Source organism: Mesorhizobium sp. P2_F5 (genome assembly GCF_056403715.1).
In genome coordinates, this window is sequence record NZ_JBFUEY010000019.1 from 116,979 (window position 1) to 138,285 (window position 21,307).

Consider the following 21,307-nt stretch of genomic DNA (forward strand, 5'->3'; position numbering starts at 1 on the left):
GATCGGAAAACGGGATCATGGCGGCAAGGGATGTGCTGACGAAGAATCAGCTGAATGTGCTCGAGAAGCTCGAGGCCGCCAGCGGACCGCTCAGCGCCTATACGCTGCTCGACCAGCTGCGCGAACGTGGTTTCCGCGCGCCGCTGCAGGTCTACCGGGCGCTCGACAGCCTGGTGAAGTCAGGCTTCGTGCACAGGCTGGAAAGCCTCAATTCCTTTGTCGCCTGCGCCGAGCCGCACGACCACAGCCACTCGATGACCGCCTTCGCCATCTGCGACACCTGTGGGCAAGTGACGGAGATGTCGGACCACGATGTCGATCATCGGCTCGACGAATGGGTGCGCTCGACTGGGTTTGCCGCCAAGAAGGCGGTGATCGAGTTTCGCGGGACGTGTGCGAAGTGTAGAGCTGAGGCTGCCTGAGAACATTGCCCGCTATTGGTGACGTTCGCGGGACAGCACCCCCCTCTGTCCTGCCGGACATCTCCCCCTCAAGGGGGGAGATTGGCAGCTCCGGCGCGGCGCTTGTTTTCGCGACGTTGGTGATTGGCGAAAGTCGTTGCGACGTCCAATCTCCCCCCTTGAGGGGGAGATGCCCGGCAGGGCAGAGGGGGGTGAGCAGGATCGCTGCGTATCCAGCGTTCCGGCGCTTCAGTGCGCCTCGTCCCAGTTGTTGGCGGCGCGTGCATCGACATGCAGGGGTACCGACATCGAAATGGCCGGCATCGGCGCGTTTTCCATGACGCGGCGCACGACGGGGATCGTTGCTTCGACTTCCGCTTCCACCGTCTCGAAAATCAGCTCGTCATGCACTTGCAGCAGCATGCGGGCCGACAGGCCGGCTTTCTCCAACGCCTCGTCCATATGCACCATGGCGCGGCGGATGATGTCGGCGGCGGTGCCTTGCAGCCTGGCGTTGATCGAGGCGCGCTCGTTGAAGGCGCGGATCGACGGATTTGACGACCGGATTTCCGGATAATGGATACGGCGGCCGAAGATGGTTTCGACGAAGCCGTGTTCGCGCGCATAGGCCTTGGTCGCCTCGATATAGTCGCGGATGCCCGGGAAACGCTCAAAATACTTCTTGATGTAGGCGCCGGCTTCCTCGCGCGGGATCGACAACTGGTTGGCGAGGCCAAAGGCCGAAATGCCGTAGATGATGCCGAAATTGATCGCCTTGGCGCGGCGGCGCACTTCGGAAGGCATGCCTTCGACCGGCACGGAGAACATTTCCGAAGCGGTGATGGCGTGAATGTCGGCGCCGTCGGCGAAGGCCTGCGTCAGCTGCGGAATCTCGGCGACATGGGCCAGCACGCGGAGTTCAATCTGGCTGTAGTCGGCCGAGACCAGTTTCTGGCCCTTGTCGGCGATGAAGGCGGTCCTGATCTTGCGGCCCTCGGCGGTGCGCACCGGGATGTTCTGCAGATTGGGGTCGGAGGAGGACAGCCGGCCGGTCGTCGTCGCGGCGAGCGCATAGGAGGTGTGGACGCGCTTGGTGTCGGGATGGATGAAGCCGGGCAGGGCGTCGGTGTAGGTCGATTTCAGCTTGGTCAGCTGGCGCCAATCGACGATCTTGCGCGGCAGTTCGTGACCCTCGGTGGCGAGGTCTTCCAGAAGCTGCGCCGAGGTCGACCACTGACCGGTCTTGGTCTTTGAGCCGCCGGGCAGTCCCATGCGGCCGAACAGGATGTCGCCGAGCTGTTTTGGCGAACCGATGTTGATGCGCTCGCCGACGAGACCGTAGATTTCCTCTTCCAGCCGCGCCGCGCCTTGCGCCAGCTCGCCGGAGAGCCGCGACAGGATCTGACGGTCGACCGAGATGCCGCGCTGCTCCATCCGGGCCAGAACGGGCACCAGCGGCCGCTCCAGCCGTTCATAGACCGAGACCAGTCCCTTGGCCGCCAGCCGTGGCTTCAGCACCTGCCACAGCCTCAGCGCCACGTCGGCGTGGCCGGCGGCGTAGGCGGTCGCCCTGTCGATGTCGACCTGCTCGAAGCCGACCGAGCTTCTTCCCGAGCCGGCGAGGTCCTTGAGCGGGGTCGTGGCATGGCCAAGCCATTTGTCGGCAAGCGAGGACAAAGTGTGGTGACCGGTGCCGGCGTCGAGCACGTAGGAGATCAGCATCGTGTCGTCGAAGGGCGCGATATCGATGCCGTGGCGGCTCATGACGACGATGTCGTATTTGGCGTCCTGGGCGACCTTGAGGACCGATTTGTCTTCCAGCAGCGGTTTCAGCAGCGCCAGCGCCTCGCGGACCGGGATCTGGTTCTCCAGCGTACCGCCACCGAGCAGGTCGCCGGCGCCGCTCTTGTGCGCCAGCGGCACATAGGCGGCGCGGCCGGGGCCGATCGCCAGGGAGAAACCGATGAGGTCGGCCAGCATCGGATCGGAAGATGTGGTCTCGGTGTCGAAAGCGACGATGCCGGTCTCCTTGGCCTGGGCCAGCCAGGTCTTGAGCGTTGCCGTATCGCGGATCGCGACATAGGCGCCTGGGTCGATCTTGGCGGCGGACGCCGCCTCGAGGCGAAGTGCTGAAAGCAAGGAAGGGGTATCGCCGGCCTTGGCGGTATCGGCCTTGGCTTCAGCTTGTGCTGCTTCGTTGGTTCCGCCGCTCACCGGTGTGCCAGAGCCGACATCGGGGCCATGCGCGGTGTCGGCGCGCTCGACGGTGACAGCGACGGCCTGGACGTCGCCGGCTTCGGTTTCGGTCGCCTCGGCGACGCGGCGCGTCAACGAGGTGAATTCCATGGTTTTGAGGAAACCGATCAGCTTCGGACCGTCCGGCGCGTGCAGCACGAAATCGTCAAGCCCGTCGGTGACCGGCACGTCGTTCTTCAGCGTCACCAGCTGGCGCGATATCCGCGCCTTGTCGGCATTGGCGATGATGGATTCACGCCTTTTGTCCTGCTTGATCTCGCTGGCGCGGGCGAGCAGCCCGTCGAGGTCGCCGAACTGTTCCAGAAGCTGCGCTGCCGTCTTCGGCCCGATGCCGGGCACGCCAGGGACATTGTCGACGGAGTCGCCGGTCAGCGCCTGCAGGTCGATCATCTTTTCCGGCGGCACGCCCCATTTCTCGATGACTTCGGGAATGCCGATCTGGCGATCCTTCATCGGGTCGTACATGCCGACCGTGGGGCCGACCAGCTGCATCAGATCCTTGTCGGAGGAGATGATGGTGGTGTCGGCGCCGGCCTCGCAGGCAAGCTTGCAATAGGTGGCGATAAGGTCGTCGGCCTCGAACCCTTCCATCTCGATGCAGGGCAGGTTGAAGGCGATGGTTGCCTGGCGGATCAGGCCGAATTGCGGGATCAGGTCTTCGGGCGGCGCGTTGCGGTTGGCCTTGTATTCGGGATAGAGCTCGTTGCGGAAGGTTTTCGACGAATAGTCGAAAATGACGGCGAAATGCGTCGGCACAATGCCTACATCGGTGTTGCGGGCGTCCTGTATCAGCTTCCACAGCATGTTGCAGAAGCCGGACACGGCGCCGACCGGCAGCCCATCGGATTTGCGGGTCAGCGGCGGCAGCGCATGGTAGGCACGAAAAATGTAGCCGGAGCCGTCGATAAGGAAGAGATGATCGCCTTTTTTCATGCCGGCAGGGATAGCGCGGCCAAGCTTCGCGGTCCATGGCAAAGGCGGGCTTCCACAGAGGTTGCGACGACATCCTGACAGAGCTTGCGCTCACGCCGATGTTACAAAAGTGTAATTTTCGTGCCCTTGAAACGCCACGTTCGAAGACACAAATACAGGTCATCGGCAGTTTTCGCCGAGTCCGGAGCAAGGCCCGTCCCCCGCCTATCCCGGACAACTGCGGCAGCCTATCCCCCCTCTCCGGGCTGCCGCAACGTTTCGAGTAAAAGGCCGCCGTGGTTCCCCCTCCACCACGGCGGCGCTTTTTTTGCCTTAGACAACGAGTTTGCCTTGGATGATGATTCACGGCCCGTGGTCCAACGATGGCGGGCTTTTCGTTTTGATGCGCTGCCTTTACGGTCCCGGCACCGAAAAGAAAGGCCCGCAATAATGTCCACCATTTCCCCCGTCCTCGACCGTCTCGATAAAAATCTCTACCAGAGCCTGGAGCGCCTGTTCGGCCTGCTCCGCATCAAGTCGATCTCCACCGATTCCGACTATGCCGCCGACTGCCGCAAGGCCGCCGAATGGCTGGTGGCCGAGCTCAAGCTGATCGGCTTCGATGCTTCCGTGCGCGACACCCCCGGACACCCTATGGTGGTTGCGCATCATGACGGCCCCGCCGGTTCGCCGCATGTGCTGTTTTATGGCCATTACGACGTGCAGCCGGTCGACCCGATCGAGCTTTGGGAGAACGACCCGTTCGCGCCTGCGGTGAAGGAGATCGAACCCGGCCACAAGGTGATCACCGGCCGCGGCTCGGCCGACGACAAGGGACAGCTGATGACCTTCGTCGAGGCCTGCCGCGCCTGGAAGCAGGTGCATGGCAATTTGCCGTGCCGCATCACCATCCTGTTCGAAGGCGAGGAGGAGTCCGGTTCGCCGTCGCTGAAGCCGTTCCTCGAGGCCAATGCCGAAGAGCTGAAGGCTGACTTCGCGCTGGTCTGCGACACCGGCATGTGGGACCGCGAGACGCCGTCGATCTGCGTTGGCCTGCGCGGTCTGGTCGGCGAGGAAATCACGGTCAAGGCGGCCGATCGCGACCTGCATTCGGGCCTTTATGGCGGTGCTGCCGCCAATCCGATCCGCATCCTGGCGAAAATCCTGGCCGACATCCATGACGAGAACGGCCACATCACCATTCCCGGCTTCTATGACGGAGTCGAGCAAACGCCGTCGCAGATCCTGAAATCGTGGGAAACGCTCGGCGAAACCGCCGAGACCTTCCTCGGGCCTATCGGCCTGTCGATCCCGTCCGGCGAAAAGGGCCGCTCGGTGCTGGAGCTCACCTGGGCGCGGCCGACGGCTGAGTTCAACGGCATTATCGGCGGCTATACCGGCAAGGGCTTCAAGACGGTGATCGCGGCGGAAGCGTCGGCGAAAATCTCCTTCCGCCTCGTCCACAAGCAGAATCCCGAAAAGATCCGCGCCGCCTTCCAGAAATTCGTCAGGGAACGCATTCCCGCGGACTGTTCGGTCGAGTTCCACCCGCATGGCGGCTCGCCGGCGATCCAGCTTTCCTACGACTCGCCCTTCTTGGCCAAGGCCAAGAATGCGCTGTCGGACGAATGGGCGAAGCCAGCGGTGACGACGGGCAGTGGCGGCTCCATTCCGGTCGTCGGCGACTTCCAGACCTATCTTGGCATGGAATCGCTGCTGGTCGGCTTCGGCCTCGACGACGACCGCATCCACTCGCCCAACGAGAAATACGAGCTGACCTCCTTCCACAAGGGCCAGCGCTCTTGGGCGCGCATTCTCGATGCGCTGACGCGCTGAACGACGGAAAAAACCAGTTTCTGGTTGATTTTTCAGCGGATCGCGGCGAGGACCACCGACGAGTTTAATATGCTGCAGCGTCCTTTGCGCATCCCTAGAGATGCGCGGCGCTGCAGACCGCGATCCGGAGAAAACAATGGCCGACATCCGCTTCCACAAAAACGATCTTCCCGACCTTTCGCACTACAATGTCGACGCGGTGGCCATCGACACTGAGACGCTGGGGCTGAACCCTCACCGCGACCGGCTCTGCGTGGTGCAGATATCGCCGGGCGATGGCTCCGCCGACGTGATCCAGATCGCGCCCGGCCAGAAGAAGGCACCGAACCTGGTCAGCCTGCTGCGCAACCGCGGCATCACCAAGCTGTTCCACTATGGCCGTTTCGACCTTGCGGTGCTCTACAATGCCTTCGGTGTCATGCCGGAGCCGGTGTTCTGCACCAAGATCGCCTCGCGGCTGACCCGCACCTATACCGACCGGCACGGTTTGAAGGACATCTGCTTCGAGCTGCTCGGCGTCGGCCTGTCGAAGGTGCAGCAGTCGTCGGACTGGGCGGCCGAGACCTTGTCGCCCGAACAGCTCGAATATGCCGCTTCCGACGTGCTCTATCTGCACCGTCTGCGCGATGTGCTGGCCGGGCGGCTGGCACGTGACGGGCGCATCAAGGAAGCCGACGCCTGCTTCCGCTTCCTGCCGACGCGTGCCAAGCTCGATCTGATGGGCTGGGATGAAGAGGATATTTTTGCCCACAGCTGACGGTTCGGGTCTTCCGGCCGCCGGGAACCGGATGCGGGTGGCGGCGTTGTTTTGCGCATTCCGGACGGAAATGCGACGAGAGGGGATGACATGGCAGACCGAAAGCCGATAGCGACCGCGCCGACGGACGGGTCCAAGGTCACTGTTCTGTGGAGGGACGGCGCCGGTGTCGTCAGCGAATCCGTCGGGCAATACCGTGACGGCGCCTGGTGGGTCTACACCGACAGCGATACCCAGAAGAAGGTCGACCCGACCAGTTGGCGGCCGGCCTCCAGCGATGATGACGACGACCAATGAGTGCTGCTGGCGAGATCACGCACTTTCACATAGCCTGAAAGCGTTGATCACGAGGCCGATTCGGGGCTTTCCGCCTCGCAGCCGCCTCTCTTCCTGGAGGAACGCGTCATGGGCATCGAAAGCCTTCTCATCTTTATCATCATCGGCGCCATTGCCGGCTGGCTCGCCGGCCTCATCGTCTCGGGCTTCGGTTTCGGTCTGATTGGCAACATCGTCGTCGGCATTATCGGCGCCTTCATCGCCGGCTGGTTGTTCCCGCGGCTCGGGTTCGCCATCGGCGGCGGCATCCTTGCTTCTATCATCAACGCCACGATCGGCGCCGTCATCCTGCTGGTGCTGGTCAAGGTCCTGAAGCGAGCGTGACGCTCGAACTTTTATTGAACGCAATTCCGCAAGGGAAAGCGCGCTATGCGCTTTTCCTGGGAAAAACCGCTTCACACTTTTCCTGGAATTGCTCCAAACGGAGCGCGCCATGAAACAGAACACGCTTTATCTCGTCATCGGCGCGCTCGTGGTCGTCGTCATCGTGCTCGGCATCTACCTCTATCACGAGCAGACCAAGCCGAAGGGCGTGGAGCTTAAGATCGACGACAAGGGCATTTCGATCCAGCAGAATTGAAATATTTCGGGGTCGCCTAGCCCCTTACCTTCCGCAGCAGACAGGCAGTGCGGATGCACTCTGCCGGAGCCAGCGGGCGGTATCGGATTTAGAAATTCTTAAGGAATTTCAAAAGGGTGCATAAACCCTGCTTTAACGCGCCCTTAAACCGCCGCATCTACCCTCCAACCCGAGCGCCATAGGGCACCGGGAAGACAGCGCAACGCATGGCGAACCGCAGAGACAGTCGCATCGAACCCAGCTTCGAGGGATCGCCAAAGGCGAAATCTCCGGCCGGCTTTTCGGTGAACGAGGAGGATCGCGTCGTGCCGAGCAATCGCAAAACCTCCACGGCGCGCAAAACCTCCAAAGCAAAATCGTCCTCGCGCGGCCGGCGCGGCAAAAGCCGGCGCGGCCTGTTCGGTGCGCTGGCCCGGATGTTCTACTGGTGCTTCGTGCTCTGCATCTGGGGCGGAATCGCCGTGGCCGGCATTGTCGTCTATTACGGCGCCAAGATGCCGGCGGCGACCACCTGGTCGATCCCCGACCGCGCCCCTAACATCAAGATCGTTTCGGTCGACGGCCAACTGCTTGCCAACCGAGGTATGAGCGGCGGCGAGGCGGTCGGCCTGCACGAAATGTCGCCCTACATTCCAGAAGCCGTCATCGCCATCGAGGACCGCCGCTTCTATTCGCATTTCGGCATTGACCCGATCGGCCTTTCGCGCGCCATGGTGACCAACATTCTGGGCGGCCATTTCTCGCAAGGCGGCTCGACACTGACCCAGCAGCTGGCCAAGAACCTGTTCCTGAAGCCCGACCGTACGCTTGAACGCAAGGTGCAGGAGGTGCTGCTGTCGCTCTGGCTGGAGCACAAGCACACCAAGGACCAAATCCTCGAAATGTACCTCAACCGGGTCTATTTCGGCTCGGGCGCCTATGGCGTCGAGGCGGCCTCGCGCCGCTATTTCGGCAAAAGCGCGCGCGATGTCACGCTTTCGGAGGCGGCACTTCTTGCCGGTCTGCTTAAGGCGCCGTCGCGGCTGTCGCCGGCGCGCGACCCGAAGGCGGCGGAACAGCGCTCGCAGCTGGTGCTCGCCGCCATGCGCGACGAAGGCAAGATCAGCGCCAAGGAGCTGGCCTCGGCGATGAGTGCGCCGGCAACGCGCGCGCCGTCCTACTGGACCGGTTCGGAAAACTATGTCGCCGACACCATCATGGAAGAATTGCCCGATTTGATCGGCGATGTGCGCGGCGACATCGTCGTCAACACCACCGTCGACCTGAACCTGCAGAAGCTCGCCGAACAGTCGATCCGCCGGCTGATCGACGACAGCGGCAAGAAGCTCAATGTCAGCCAGGGCGCGCTGGTGTCGATCGACAATTCGGGCGCCGTGCGCGCCATGGTCGGCGGCTACGATTACTCGACCAGCCAGTTCGACCGCGCCTCGGAAGCGCGCCGCCAGCCCGGCTCGGCGTTCAAGCCGTTCGTCTATATGGCGGCACTGGAAGCCGGTCGCACACCCGACAGCGTGCGCAACGACGCGCCGATCAAGATCGGCAAGTGGACGCCGGACAATTACGGCGGCAAGTATTTCGGCAAGGTGACGCTGGCGACCGCGCTGGCGAAGTCGCTCAATTCGGTCGCCGCACAGCTGACCATGGAGGTCGGGCCTGACGCGGTGGTCGAGGCGGCGCACCGCATGGGCATTCAGTCCGATCTGATCGCCAACACCTCGATCGCGCTCGGCACTTCGGAAGTGACGCCGCTGGAGCTGACATCGGCCTATGTGCCCTTCGCCAATGGCGGCTACAAGCCTGACATCCATTTCATCCGCCGCATCACCACCACCGAAGGCAAGGTGCTTTTTGACGACAATGGTGGCAGCGCGCCGCGCGTCGTCAAACAGGACATTGTCGGCATGATGAACTCGATGATGACCGGGACGGTTGAGATCGGTACGGCAAAGAAAGCGGCTTTCGCCTGGCCGTCGGCCGGCAAGACCGGCACCAGCCAGAATTCACGCGACGCCTGGTTCGTCGGCTACACCGCCAACCTGACCACCGGCGTGTGGTTCGGCAATGATGACGGCACGCCGATGAAGAAGGTCACCGGCGGCGCGCTGCCGGCACAGGCCTGGCACGAATTCATGGTTGCCGCGCATGAAGGCGTGCCGGTCAGGCCGCTGCCCGGCACCTGGAAATCGACGCCGCCCGATACGATTGTCCCGGACGACATACCCTCCGCCGACAATAACCAGGTGGCGCCGTTGCCTGCCGTATCTGTGGGTCAGTCATCCCCGGCTGCCGCTCCGGCGCCTGCTGCTGCCCCGGCACAAGTGCCGGTCCGCCGTCCGGCCGAAACGGTCGATGCCGACGGCTTCGACATGCCCGGCGACGGTGGCACCACTGCCTCGATCAAGCATCCGGTACCGCCCGGCAGCGTCGGCGGCCCGACCAAGAAGCGCAAGACGTCGATCCTGGATATTCTCGGCGGCGGCTGAGCGTCAACGTGCTTCTAGATCGTCCGACAGATCGGCATTGACAAACCCGACGGCGGTTTGATCAAGTGATCGACTGATATCGGGCGACAGGGCAATGGAACCCATTCGTAGGTTCAATCGTCTGAACTTTGAGCAATGGTCGCTGCTGATTGCCATGTCGGCCAGCGCCATCCTGTTTCGTCAGGCGCCTAATCTCAGATCCGAGCCGGCGAACCTTCTTGATGAGAGGCTGGGCGGGATGACGGGCGCCTTCATTACCTGTCTCCTTATCCCTTACGGCCTGGCGTGGATGTCCGGGCGCATCTTCCGGAGATCGCGCCTTGTATTTCTCAGCGTTCTTTGGGTTCTGGCGGTACTCATGTTCGTCTCGAACCTCAATCTGCGCTACGAGTGCCCGACCTGCTATTGAACGGGCGATGCGGACATCGTTGCGATCTCCTGTCGGCCTCTCGCCATTGTAACCATATTCGGTTAGATCACGCGCCGGAGACTGCTACATGGCTGAGACCGACACCAGAAAAACCATCGTGCTGACCGGCGCCAGCCGCGGCATCGGCCATGCCACGGTCAAGCGCTTTTCGCGCGAGGGCTGGCGGGTCATCACCTGCTCGCGCCAGGCCTTTGCCGAGGACTGCCCGTGGCCGGCCGGCCCGGAGGACCACATCAAGGTCGATCTCGCCGATCAGGAAGATGTCGGCATCGCCGTCTCGGAAATACGCCATCGGCTGGAAGCGCATGGCGGCCAGTTGCACGCGCTGGTCAACAATGCCGGCATTTCGCCGAAGCTCAAGGACGGCAACAGCCGGATGGATTCGATCGACACGCCGATGCATGTCTGGCGCGACGTTTTCCAGGTCAATTTCTTCGCGCCGATTATGCTCGCGCGTGGCCTTTTCAAGGAGCTTGCGGCGGCCAAGGGCTCGATCGTCAACGTCACCTCGATCGCCGGCACCCGCGTGCATCCCTTCGCCGGCACCGCCTATGCGACGTCGAAGGCCGCACTTGGCTCGCTGACGCGCGAGATGGCGCATGATTTCGGGCCGCACGGCATTCGCGTCAATGCGATTGCGCCGGGCGAGATCGACACCGCGATCCTGTCGCCAGGCACCGACAAGATCGTCGAGACCATCCCGCTCAGAAGGCTCGGCGCCACGGCAGAGGTCGCCGACATCATCTTCTTCCTGTGCTCGCAGCAGGCGTCCTACGTGACGGGCTCGGAAATCCACATCAATGGCGGCCAGCACGTTTGAGCACTGGACTGCTCATCCGGCTATGGTGAGAACAGCCTTGCCGCTGAAGCTGCGCTGCCGCAGCGCATCCAGGGCTTGGCCGATGTCTGTCCACGGCACGGTCAGCGACACGCGGGTTTCCAGCCGGCCAGCCGCGACCAGGGCGAGCAACGAGGCAATATCAGCGCCTATCGCCGGACCGGATGTGTAGTAAGCGAAGGTCTGAAGCCTCGCCCCCTCATGGCCCGGAACGAACTGTCTGAAGCCAATTGGCGTCAGTTCGCCGCTGCTCGAGCCGAACATGACGATGGTGCCGCCCGGTGCGACGCGTTCGATGGCGTGGGCGAGGCTTTGGCCACCGACCGACTCGGCGATCAGCGAAAACGGCCCCTCAGCCCGCTCGATCGACTCGACAACCTGCTCTGCACCGAGGCCGCGAAGATCCTCGGCATGCCTGGCGGCGGCGATCGCGGTCACCGAGGCGCCCTGTTCGCGAGCGATCTGGATCTGGAAACGACCTACCGCGCCGCTTGCGCCAGTGATCAGGACCTGCTGGCCGGCGAGGTCGCCGCCATGGCGCAAGACCCGCAGCGCCGTCGTGCCCGCGACCGGAAGCGTGGCGGCGGAAACGAAGCTGACCTCATCTGGGATGACGGCGAGACGGTCGGTTGGGACGGCAACACGTTCTGCCCAGCCGGCCTCGTCAACCAAAGCCACAACACGGGCCCCGACCGCTGGCCCGGAACCATCCGCTGCTGCCCGCTCGACAATGCCAGCCACGTCCTGGCCAGGTATCCAGCCTTCCGGCCGTATGGTGAGCAGGCGCAGTTCACCGCGGTTCAACGAAGTTGCGCGGACTGAGACAAGCGCCTCGTTGGCGAGCGGCCGAGGGTCCTTGACCTCGGCGAGCCTTAGCCGGGTGGGGCTGTCGGGGGAGATGACGAGGGCGCGCATGGGAACCTTCCTGCTCGTTTGTGGATGCCAGCCACAAACCGGACCCTATCGACTTCCCCTGTCAAAGAATTTAGCTATCATGGCGAATAGTCGCTAAAAGCCGTCAATCATGAGACAGCCTCTCCGCTACCCATGGGTCAATTTCGATGTCGATGACGTCGTCGCGCCGGCGATTGCGGTGCGCGTCGATGTTACCGAAACCAAGGCGGAAGTGGCCGCCCATTGGCACCGCAAGGGCCAGCTCGTCTTCGCGCTCGGCGGTGGCGTCACATGCCGCGTGCCAAGCGGCTTGTGGATGGTGCCGCCGCATTGCGGTGTCTGGATTCCCGGCGGTATGGAACACAGCAATATCGCGACTGCCAATGCGCGGATTTTCTTCGTCTATATCGAGCCGGGAGCCGCCGATCTGCCGGACCGGTGCTGTACGCTGTCGATCTCGCCGCTGCTGCGCGAACTCATTATCGAACTGTCGGAGTGCGCGCCGGACGACGACAGGTGCGTTTTCCTGGGAAGCGTCCTGCTTGCCGAACTGCCTGATATGCCGATCCAGCAGCTGCATCTGCCGATTTCCTCCGAGCCGCACTTGCGGCGGATCGCCGAAGCCCTGGCGCAGGACCCTGCCGACCGCAGCACGCTTGCCGAGTGGGCCAATCGCGTTGCGCTCTCGCAGAGCAGCCTCGCCCGTCTGGTGGTGAAGGAGACCGGCCTGAGCTTCGGCCGCTGGCGCCAGCAATTGCACCTGATCGTGGCCATACGGGAATTGGCCTCGGGTGCCAGTGTGCAGCAGGTTGCGGGCGATCTCGGCTATGGCTCCGTCACGGCTTTCATCACCATGTTCAAGAGGGCGCTTGGCAAGCCGCCGGCAAAGTATCTCGCGAGCGTCGCGCACAATGGCGGCTCCGCCTTCGTGGCGTAGTCAACGCTCTACCGACAAGCCTCAGGCCGGGGAGGGTTCGATGGCCTCGGGTCGCGGCGTTGGCTTTGGCCCCAGCACTTCGTCCACGATACCGCGGGCGATTTCGCGTTCGCCCATGATGACAGTGTCGGCGCCGAGCCCCTTGAGATGATCGACCTCGGCGTCGGAATGGGCGCGTGCGATGACATTGATCCCGGGATTGGCGGCGCGTGCCCTGAGCACGATCTGCCCGGCCTCGAAAGCGTTGGGAATGGCAAGGATCAGGCGTTTGGCGCCCTGCGGATTGGCGGCTGCGAACACGCCCGCATTGGCCGCATTGCCGGACACGGTCTCGACGCCGTCGTCTCTCAGCCTGGCCAGCGTCTTGTCGGCGTCCTCGATAACTAGGAAGGGCAGCGACGCCTGTTTCAGCGCCGCACCAACCAGGCTGCCGACGCGGCCGTAACCAATCAGGATGGTGTGGCCCGAAAGCGTGGTGTGCGGCGGGCCATCCTCTTTGGCCGCGGCAGTCACCGAGGCCACCTGTCCCGGCTGCGTCGCCGGGCCGACCGGCTTGGCCTCTTCCGGCGGCGCTGCCTTGGCGGCGCGCGCGTCCAGCCATGGCTTCATCCAGTCGAGGGCGAGGAACATCAGCGGATTGACCAGGATCGACAGGATGGCGCCGGCCAGGATCAGGTCGCGTCCCTGTTCGGGCAACAGTTTCAGCCCGACACCGAGCTCGGCCAGAATGAAGGAAAACTCGCCGATCTGCGCGAGGCTGGCCGAGATCATCAAGGCGGTCGCCAGCGGATAACGGAAGGCGATGACGATGACGAAGGCGGCCAGCGACTTGCCGATGACGATGATGGCCAGCGTCGCCAGGATCGGCCAGCCATTGCTCATCAGGCTGAACGGGTCGAACAGCATGCCGACCGAGACGAAGAACAGCACCGAGAAGGCGTCGCGCAACGGCAGCGATTCTTCGGCCGCGCGGTGGCTGAGCTCGGATTCGCTCATGATCATGCCGGCGAAGAAGGCGCCGAGCGCCAGCGAGACGCCGAACAGTTTGGCGGCTCCGAAAGCGACACCGAGCGCGATGGCCAGCACCGCCAGCCGGAACAGCTCGCGCGAACCGGTATGGGCGACATAGTGCAGGATCCACGGGATGACCCGGCGGCCGACCACGAGCATGACGACGACGAAGGCGACGACCTTGGCTAGGGTGAGGCCGACGACGCCCCAGATGCCGTAGCTGGCCGGCAGCGAGAGCAAGCTCGCATGGTCATCGACCTGCGGCTGGCCACCGAGCACGCCGGCCAGGGCCGGCAACAGCACCAGCGCCAGCACCATGGCGAGGTCCTCGACGATCAGCCAGCCGACGGCGATGCGGCCGCGCTCGGTCTCGATCAGCCGTCGCTCCTGCAGGGCGCGCAGCAGCACCACGGTGGACGCCACCGAAAGGGCCAGGCCGAAGACCAGGCCGGCGCCCATCGACCAGCCGAGCATCCAGGCAAGCCCGGCGCCGAGCGCGGTGGCAAAGCCGATCTGAACGATGGCGCCGGGCACGGCGATGGCGCGGACCGAGAGAAGATCCTTCAGCGAGAAATGCAGGCCGACGCCGAACATGAGCAGGATGACGCCGATTTCGGCCAGCTCATTGGCGAGGCCGGCATCGGCGACGAAGCCGGGCGTGTTAGGCCCGACCAGCACGCCGGCGACGAGATAGCCGACCAGCGGCGGGATGCGGAAACGGTTGGCGAGCGCCCCGAAGATGAATGCCAGCCCCAGACCGGCGACGATGGTGGCGATAAGGGGCATGTCATGCGGCATTGTCTATGGAGCGCCTTTCAAGAATCGTGATGTCGGGGTGCGCCGCCCGAAGCCGCCGCCTTTGCAATATGGTGGACAGGGTAGCGGCGATGCAACCCGCTATGGCGGAATTCCGCAGCGAGAGGCTCTGAAAATGGAAGGACCGCGCCACCTGCGCTGCGCGCGCCCGATAATGAATGCAGCACGGCGCGGCCATCTTCCTTCGCCGATGCGGTGTGAGAATGTGTTACGATCCATCGCGGGCTCTGAGGCTTAGGCCAGGACAACCCGAATGGTTCCGCTGGGAGGTAGACCATGACAAAAGTGCGTCACGTCTCGTTTGTGGCCCTTGCCGCACTTTCCGCAATGTTGGGGTTAGCCGGCAACGTGGATGCCGAGGATGCACCTCCGACAATCGTCACCCTCGGCGACAGCTACATCAACGGCCACGGAATAGAAGCCCCAACTGACGCATTCGCAGCTAGGCTCAAGTCGGCGCTGGGCGCCGACGGACACCAAGTGACAATTGTCGAGGTCGGGTACACAAACGACAGCAGGTCGGGTCTCCGTTGGCTGACGAAGTCGAAAGGCGGCCTTGACCTGCAGGCGAGCCCTGCAAACCAAGTTGTCATTGTCGAACTGGGGCAGAACGATTGCGGGCTTCTCGACCTTGATCACACGCGGGCGAATCTCGACCAGCTTCTGGGTATCCTCGCCGACAAGAGGATTCCAGTGCTGGTCGTCGGAACCGCAGCCTATGCCTATTGCGGGGCTGACTATGCCGAGCCGTTTTCAAAGATATTCTCCGAGCTGGCGGCCAAGCATGGCGATTTGCTCTACGCCGACTTCAAAGAGGGCGTGACGGGGCATCCGGAGTTGCTGCAATTTGACTACGACCACCCCAATGCAGCGGGTGAGGCGATCATCGTTAAAAACATGCTCCCTATGGTTGAGACGCTGCTCGCGCAGGTACAACCGCCTTGAACGCCCGTCTGAAGAACGAACGGCGTCTATGGAAGCTGGGCCGTGTTTCTCAGCGGTGAATTGGCAGGCGTGACCAAGGCCCGAAGACAGGGTCCTCGTCCCACATCATGAGGATGGTTGGTCCTCAGGCCGCCTGCAGCATGGCCTCGATGTCGATCACGGCATGGTTGGTCAATGTCTTTGGTATCTCGGCCTGCACCTTGTCGGTGACCTCCTTGTGCAGCTTCTTGCGCATGGTGCCGAGCACCAGCGGCGGCGCAATCAGCACGATGTGGTCGAAGATGCCGTTATGGGCGAACTTGTAAAGCCGGTCGGCAATCTCCTCCGCGAAGCGTTCTTTGCCCTGCCGGTGCCAGTCGGTATCCTCGCCCGTGCTGCGGTTGCCAGATGCGCCGTCATTGTAGCGGCCGGGACTGTCGCTGCCTTGCTCGCGCGTTGCCGGATTGTCCTGTTTCATCTCCTGGAAGAGCTGCAGGTTCGGATAGAGGTTGTCGCCTTCGTTCTTCAGGAACAGCGCCTTTTCGCCATCGGCCACCATGACCAACAGGCCATGTCTCAGGTTGATTTTGCTCATCGCGCGCTCCTGTTTGAAGGTTCAGATCCAGCCGACGATTGTCAGCATCGGCAGGGTCAGAACGCGTGGCGGAGCGGGAACGTTCCACCCTTCAAGCGGAGCGGCGGCGGCTCCCCTCAGAGGCCGGCTTTACGGTCTCGGTGGGTCGTTCTCCGGTCGGCGGCTTTAATCTACTAAATTGGTAGAATTTAGAAAAAACAATTTTGCGACTTGGCTGGCTGGCGGATAAAAGAGCCGCAGAACAAGGCCTGCGGTAGCAGCTTGAATCCGCCGGATATGCGGATGTGGAATATTTTTCTCCTGGCCTTCAGGCTTGCGGAAAACCGATTGCCTCCCGTGAGGGGATGCGCGAGTGGGTTCCTTCAGCTTTTTCACGCCCGCGCGTAAAACTGCCACCTTGTTCCGGAATCTGTCTCTCATGTCGCAGGCCAATCCTAAGCTCAACGCGTTCCCCGTCTTCCTGCGGGTCGAAGGCGAAGCCGTGGCCATCGTCGGCGGCGGCGATGAAGCATTGGCCAAGGCGCGGCTGCTCGGTCAGTCGAGCGCGACGCTGCGCATCATCACTGAAGCTGCCGACGCCGAATTGCTGAGCTTCATCGCGGCGACCGGCGCTACCCACATTGATGCCCCTTACGACGCCGCGCATCTTGAAGGCGCGGTGATGGTGTTTGCCGCCAGCGGCGACGAGACGCTCGACCGCCGCGTGGCCGAGGATGCGCGTCGGCTGGCCATTCCGGTCAATGCCGTCGACCGGCCGGAGCTCTGCGATTTCTTCACCCCGGCGCTGGTCAACCGCGCGCCGGTCGCCATTGCCATCGGCACGGAAGGTGCCGGCCCCGTGCTGGCGCAGATGCTGCGCAGCCGTATCGACCGCATGCTGTCGCCGTCGCTGGGGCCACTGGCAACGCTTGCCGCCTCGTTCCGTGTCGCCGCCGAAAAGCTGTTGCCGAAAGGCAATGCGCGCCGCCAGTTCTGGGGCAGTTTTTTCCAGGGCGCGCCGGCGCGTGCCGTCGAAGCCGGCGAGCTCTCGCAGGCGCATGACGCCGCCGTCGATCTGTTGCTGTCGAAGGCTCCGGTTGCGGGCCACATCGCGCTGGTTGGTGCCGGCCCCGGCGCCGAGGATCTTTTGACACTCCGCGCGCACCGGCTTTTGATGGAAGCCGATGTCATCGTCTATGACGCGCTGGTGCCGGAGGCGATCGTCGCCATGGGCCGCCGCGACGCCGAGCGGCTGCCGGTGGGAAAGCGCAAGGGCTGCCACACCAAGAGCCAGGCCGAGATCAATGCGCTGCTCGTCGAACTCGGCGGGCAGGGCAAGCGCGTCGTGCGGCTGAAGTCCGGCGACCCGCTGGTGTTCGGCCGCGCCGGCGAGGAGATGGCCGCGCTGCGTGATGCCGGCATCGCCTATGATGTCATCCCGGGCGTCACCGCCGCTTTCGCCGCAGCCGCCGATTTCGAGCTGCCGCTGACGCTGCGCGGCGTGTCGTCGTCGATGGTGTTCACCACTGGTCATGATCTCAAGGGCAATTCGCTGCCTGACTGGGCCAAGCTCGCCATCTCCGGCGCCACCGTTGCGGTCTATATGGGTCGCTCGGTCGCGGCCGAGGTTGCCGGACGGCTGATCGAGGCCGGCCTGTCGCCGGACACGGCGGTCGCTGTGGTCGAGAATGCCAGCCTGCAAAACCGCCGCCGGTTCCATGGCACACTGGCCGACCTGCCGTCGTTGGAGGCGCGCGCCGATCTGACCGGCCCGGTGATGACCATCATCGGCGATGCGGTTGCCGGCGCCAACTTTGAACGTTCCGAGCCGCTCGCGGCACACAAGCATGAGGGCGCCGCCAACGCGGCCGCCGCAGAGGTCGAACCATGAAGATACTGACCGCAAACCGCCTCACCGACGGCATCGCCGTCTGGTACGCCGATGGCGGCTGGGCCGAGACGGTGGGCCACTCCGATCTCGCCCATGACAAGGCGGCCGAGGATCGGCTGGAGGCGATCGGCGCCAAGGCCTATGCCGACAATGAGGTGGTCGACGTCAATCTGATCGATGCGGAAGTCGTCGATGGCGTCGTCGAGCCGGTTCGGCTGCGCGAAAAGATCCGTGCCGCCGGCCCGACCATCCGGGAAGATCTGGGCAAGCAGGCCGAGCGGGCAGCGTAGCCTGATTTCTAGTGAAACGGGCGGACGCGCCCTGAAAGACGAAACATGTACCGTTACGATGAGTTCGATCACGATTTTGTCCAGGCCCGCGTTGCCGAGTTCAGCGACCAGGTCGAGCGCCGGCTGTCCGGCGAGATCACCGAGGAGCAGTTCCGGCCGCTGCGGCTGATGAACGGCGTCTACCTGCAACTGCACGCCTATATGCTGCGCATCGCGGTGCCTTACGGTACGCTGAACGGCGCCCAGCTGCGCATGCTCGGCCACATCGCGCGCAAATATGACAAGGGCTACGGCCACTTCACCACGCGCCAGAACATCCAGTTCAACTGGCCGGCGCTGTCCGACATTCCGGCGATCCTGGCCGATCTCGCCAGCGTCGAGATGCACGCCATCCAGACCAGCGGCAATTGCATCCGCAACGTCACCGCCGACCATTTCGCTGGCGCCGCCGCCGACGAGGTCGCCGATCCGCGACCCTATGCGGAAATCCTGCGGCAGTGGTCGTCGGTGCATCCGGAGTTCTCGTTCCTGCCGCGCAAGTTCAAGATCGCGGTGACGGGTGCGGAGCGCGACCGCGCCGCCATCCAGACGCATGACATCGGCCTGCATGTGAAGAAGAACGCCGCCGGCGAACTCGGCTTTGCCGTCTATGTCGGCGGTGGCCAGGGCCGCACGCCGATGGTGGCGAAGAAGATCCGCGACTTCCTGCCGGAAGCCGACCTTCTGTCCTACTGCACGGCGATCCTGCGCGTTTACAACCTCTACGGCCGCCGCGACAACAAGTACAAGGCGCGCATCAAGATCCTCGTGCACGAGACCGGCGTCGAGGAAATCACCCGCCAGGTCGAGGCCGAATGGCAGGAATTGAAGGACGCAGAGCTGAAGCTGCCGGATGCGGACATCCGCGCCATCGACACCTATTTCGCGCCGCCTCAGTTGGTGGAGCGGCCGGAAGGCGATGCCGCCATCAAGCTGGCGCGGCTCGATTCCAAGAGCTTTTCGGATTGGCTCGACCAGAACGTGGTGACGCATCGCCATCCCGACTATGCGGCTGTGACGATTTCGCTGAAAGGCATCGGCGAAGTGCCAGGCGACGCCACCGACAGCCAGATGGAAGCGGTCGCCGACATCGCCGAGAAATACGCTTTCGACGAGTTGCGCGTCAGCCATGAGCAGAACCTGATCCTGCCGCATGTGGCACGCGCCGATCTCAAGGCGGTCTATGACGCGCTGGTCGACATCGGGCTGGCGACGGCCAATTCCAATCTGATCAGCGACATCATCTCCTGCCCCGGCCTCGACTATTGCGCGCTGGCCACGGCGCGTTCGATCCCGATCGCGCAAGAGATTTCGCTTCGCTTCGCCTCGCTCGAGCGGCAGCGTGAGATCGGCGAATTGAAGCTGAAGATCTCCGGCTGCATCAATGCCTGCGGCCACCACCATGTCGGCCATATCGGCATTCTCGGCGTCGAGAAGAAAGGCTCCGAGCTCTACCAGGTGACGCTTGGCGGCTCGGCCGACGAAAACACGTCGGTCGGCGAAATCATCGGCCGCGGCTTTTCCTCGGAAGAGATCACCGATGCCATCGAGCAGATCGTCGATACCTATCTCGGCCTTCGGCTTAATCCAAGTGAACGTTTTATCGACGCCTACCGCCGTGTCGGTCCCGCGCCGTTCAAGGAGGCGCTCTATGCTGGCGAAACCAAGGCCGCTTGACCGTATCGTCGACGTCGACGACAGCATCGCCGCGAAAGCGGCGGGCTTCGATGCGCTGTATGGACATCTGAGCGCGCTCAAGATCATCGAACGTGCCGCGAAAGAGCTGTTTCACGACGAGATCGCCGCCGTGTCGTCCTTCGGCGCGGATTCGGCGGTGCTGTTGCACATGATCGCCAAGGTCGACCGCACGCTGCCGGTCATCTTCCTCGACACCGGCAAGCATTTCGAGGAGACGCTTGGCTATCGCGACGCGCTCGTCGCCGATTTCGGACTGACCAATATCAGGGTGATCAAGCCGGAAGAGGCGGCGCTCGAACGGATCGATCCGACGGGCAATCTGCACCAAAGCAACACCGACGCCTGCTGCGACGTGCGCAAGGTCGAGCCGCTGGCGCGGGGCGTCGCGCCCTTCCGCGCCTGGTTCACCGGCCGCAAGCGCTTCCAGGCCTCGACGCGGGCGGCACTGCCGGTGTTCGAGGCGGTCGGGCCGCGCGTACGCATCAATCCGCTGGCGCATTGGACGACATCGGACCAGGCCGACTACATGCGCGCGCATGCTCTGCGCGAAAATCCGCTGGTCGCGTACGGCTATCTGTCGATCGGCTGCTTCCCGTGCACGCAACCGGTGCAGCCGGGCGAGGACGCGCGCAGCGGCCGCTGGGCCGGCCACGCCAAGACCGAGTGCGGCATCCATCTGTCGGGCTTGGAGAAGTCGCTGACCGACGCTTCCCTTTAGGCTATGTAGATATTCAGGTGAGGCTGGCCTGCAAACGGCGGCTTCCACTCGGAGGCCGTCGATTTCGTGTGGACTGGCCTTCAGCGGACTTTCGATTTTTTGGGCTTTAGGAATTTTCGATGACTGAACCGACGACACCGGAGACCCGCCTCTGGACCCCGACGGGTTTTCGCGAGGACGAATGGGCGCATGCCGAAAGCGCGGATGCGTTGTCAGGCAATGGCCGCTTCATCCTGCCGTTGCAGGCATTTCTCGGCCTCGATGCCGAAGTGCGGCGCTCGGCCAAGGAGCGGCTTGGCGTCGCGTTGCAGCCCGGCGACCAGTTGGAAAAGATCGTGGATCTGCTCGACCAGCTGTCGCTGGTGGCGCTGGCCTTTCCGGCCTTCAACGATGGCCGCTCCTTCTCCAAGGGCGAGCTGCTGCGCAGCCGCTACCAGTTCGAGGGCGCCGTCCGCGCCACGGGCCAAGTGCTGGTCGACCAGCTGCCGCACATGCTGCGGCTCGGCTTCGACGAGTTCGAGATATCGAATCCCGTGCTGCTGAAACGGCTCGAGGAAGGCCGGATCGGCGGGCTGGGGCTGTATTATCAGCCGACCGAAGCGTCTGAGCCGAAGGGACCGAAATATTCTTGGCGGCGCGTTCGCGACAGCTGACGCAGCGGTAATTCCACCTGCCTTTACATCGGC

General features: G+C 63.5%; 20 protein-coding genes. 16 read left to right on the forward strand and 4 right to left on the reverse strand.

Annotated features, from left to right (window positions below):
- The first annotated feature begins 17 nt into the window (after positions 1–17).
- Positions 18–422 (forward strand): transcriptional repressor, encoded by a 405-nt coding sequence (locus AC1DYO_RS23360; RefSeq protein WP_477266835.1) that lies wholly within the window; start codon positions 18–20, stop codon positions 420–422.
- A gap of 228 nt (positions 423–650) precedes the next feature.
- On the opposite strand, the gene polA is transcribed toward AC1DYO_RS23360, so the two are convergent.
- Positions 651–3,590, reverse strand: a complete 2,940-nt coding sequence (gene polA, locus AC1DYO_RS23365; protein WP_477266929.1) for a DNA polymerase I — start codon at positions 3,588–3,590, stop codon at positions 651–653.
- Between the two features lie 429 nt (positions 3,591–4,019).
- Between polA and AC1DYO_RS23370 the strand changes: the two genes are divergently transcribed.
- From AC1DYO_RS23370 to AC1DYO_RS23405, 8 genes are all read left to right on the forward strand, one after another.
- Positions 4,020–5,405: a M20/M25/M40 family metallo-hydrolase gene (locus AC1DYO_RS23370; RefSeq protein WP_477266836.1), complete on the forward strand. Its 1,386-nt coding sequence runs from the start codon at positions 4,020–4,022 to the stop codon at positions 5,403–5,405.
- Positions 5,406–5,541: 136 nt separating this feature from the next.
- Positions 5,542–6,162, forward strand: coding sequence for a ribonuclease D (locus AC1DYO_RS23375; RefSeq protein ID WP_477266837.1), 621 nt, complete (start codon positions 5,542–5,544; stop codon positions 6,160–6,162).
- Positions 6,163–6,252: 90 nt separating this feature from the next.
- A complete protein-coding gene (locus AC1DYO_RS23380; RefSeq protein ID WP_181059578.1) occupies positions 6,253–6,459 on the forward strand; it encodes a hypothetical protein in 207 nt (68 codons plus the stop codon).
- A gap of 108 nt (positions 6,460–6,567) precedes the next feature.
- Positions 6,568–6,822: a GlsB/YeaQ/YmgE family stress response membrane protein gene (locus AC1DYO_RS23385; RefSeq protein ID WP_477266838.1), complete on the forward strand. Its 255-nt coding sequence runs from the start codon at positions 6,568–6,570 to the stop codon at positions 6,820–6,822.
- A 109-nt stretch (positions 6,823–6,931) separates the two neighbouring features.
- Positions 6,932–7,078, forward strand: a complete 147-nt coding sequence (locus AC1DYO_RS23390; RefSeq protein WP_477266839.1) for a hypothetical protein — start codon at positions 6,932–6,934, stop codon at positions 7,076–7,078.
- Between the two features lie 206 nt (positions 7,079–7,284).
- Entirely contained in the window at positions 7,285–9,561 is a 2,277-nt protein-coding gene (locus AC1DYO_RS23395) for a transglycosylase domain-containing protein (RefSeq protein WP_477266840.1), read from the forward strand.
- 94 nt (positions 9,562–9,655) lie between these two features.
- Positions 9,656–9,970, forward strand: coding sequence for a hypothetical protein (locus AC1DYO_RS23400; protein WP_477266841.1), 315 nt, complete (start codon positions 9,656–9,658; stop codon positions 9,968–9,970).
- An 88-nt stretch (positions 9,971–10,058) separates the two neighbouring features.
- Positions 10,059–10,811, forward strand: coding sequence for an SDR family NAD(P)-dependent oxidoreductase (locus AC1DYO_RS23405; protein ID WP_023733595.1), 753 nt, complete (start codon positions 10,059–10,061; stop codon positions 10,809–10,811).
- 12 nt (positions 10,812–10,823) lie between these two features.
- On the opposite strand, the gene AC1DYO_RS23410 is transcribed toward AC1DYO_RS23405, so the two are convergent.
- A complete protein-coding gene (locus AC1DYO_RS23410) occupies positions 10,824–11,744 on the reverse strand; it encodes a zinc-binding dehydrogenase (RefSeq protein ID WP_477266842.1) in 921 nt (306 codons plus the stop codon).
- Positions 11,745–11,853: 109 nt separating this feature from the next.
- Between AC1DYO_RS23410 and AC1DYO_RS23415 the strand changes: the two genes are divergently transcribed.
- Complete coding sequence (locus AC1DYO_RS23415; protein WP_477266843.1) at positions 11,854–12,660, forward strand: AraC family transcriptional regulator; 807 nt, start codon at positions 11,854–11,856, stop codon at positions 12,658–12,660.
- A 21-nt stretch (positions 12,661–12,681) separates the two neighbouring features.
- Here the strand turns inward: AC1DYO_RS23415 and AC1DYO_RS23420 are convergent, their stop codons facing one another.
- Positions 12,682–14,469, reverse strand: coding sequence for a cation:proton antiporter domain-containing protein (locus AC1DYO_RS23420; protein ID WP_477266844.1), 1,788 nt, complete (start codon positions 14,467–14,469; stop codon positions 12,682–12,684).
- 294 nt (positions 14,470–14,763) lie between these two features.
- Between AC1DYO_RS23420 and AC1DYO_RS23425 the strand changes: the two genes are divergently transcribed.
- The gene (locus AC1DYO_RS23425) at positions 14,764–15,432 is read left to right on the forward strand and encodes a GDSL-type esterase/lipase family protein (RefSeq protein WP_477266845.1); all 669 of its coding nucleotides are present in this window, start codon (positions 14,764–14,766) and stop codon (positions 15,430–15,432) included.
- 124 nt (positions 15,433–15,556) lie between these two features.
- Here AC1DYO_RS23425 and AC1DYO_RS23430 read toward each other — a convergent pair whose 3' ends face one another.
- Positions 15,557–16,006, reverse strand: coding sequence for a baeRF12 domain-containing protein (locus tag AC1DYO_RS23430; RefSeq protein WP_477266846.1), 450 nt, complete (start codon positions 16,004–16,006; stop codon positions 15,557–15,559).
- Positions 16,007–16,424: 418 nt separating this feature from the next.
- Between AC1DYO_RS23430 and cysG the strand changes: the two genes are divergently transcribed.
- The 5 genes from cysG (at position 16,425) to AC1DYO_RS23455 (ending at position 21,274) form a co-directional block, all read left to right on the forward strand.
- Positions 16,425–17,876 carry a siroheme synthase CysG gene (gene cysG / locus AC1DYO_RS23435; protein ID WP_477266847.1) on the forward strand — a complete coding sequence of 484 codons (1,452 nt, stop codon included), beginning with the start codon at positions 16,425–16,427 and terminating at the stop codon, positions 17,874–17,876.
- Positions 17,873–18,166 carry a DUF2849 domain-containing protein gene (locus AC1DYO_RS23440; protein ID WP_477266848.1) on the forward strand — a complete coding sequence of 98 codons (294 nt, stop codon included), beginning with the start codon at positions 17,873–17,875 and terminating at the stop codon, positions 18,164–18,166. The genes cysG and AC1DYO_RS23440 overlap by 4 nt, the downstream gene beginning before the upstream one ends.
- Positions 18,167–18,211: 45 nt before the next feature.
- Positions 18,212–19,882, forward strand: coding sequence for a nitrite/sulfite reductase (locus tag AC1DYO_RS23445; protein ID WP_477266849.1), 1,671 nt, complete (start codon positions 18,212–18,214; stop codon positions 19,880–19,882).
- On the forward strand, positions 19,857–20,621 hold the full coding sequence (locus tag AC1DYO_RS23450) for a phosphoadenylyl-sulfate reductase (protein ID WP_477266850.1): 765 nt from the start codon (positions 19,857–19,859) through the stop codon (positions 20,619–20,621). Before AC1DYO_RS23445 ends, AC1DYO_RS23450 begins: the two co-directional genes overlap by 26 nt.
- A gap of 119 nt (positions 20,622–20,740) precedes the next feature.
- Entirely contained in the window at positions 20,741–21,274 is a 534-nt protein-coding gene (locus tag AC1DYO_RS23455) for a DUF934 domain-containing protein (protein ID WP_477266851.1), read from the forward strand.
- The last annotated feature ends 33 nt before the right edge of the window (positions 21,275–21,307 follow it).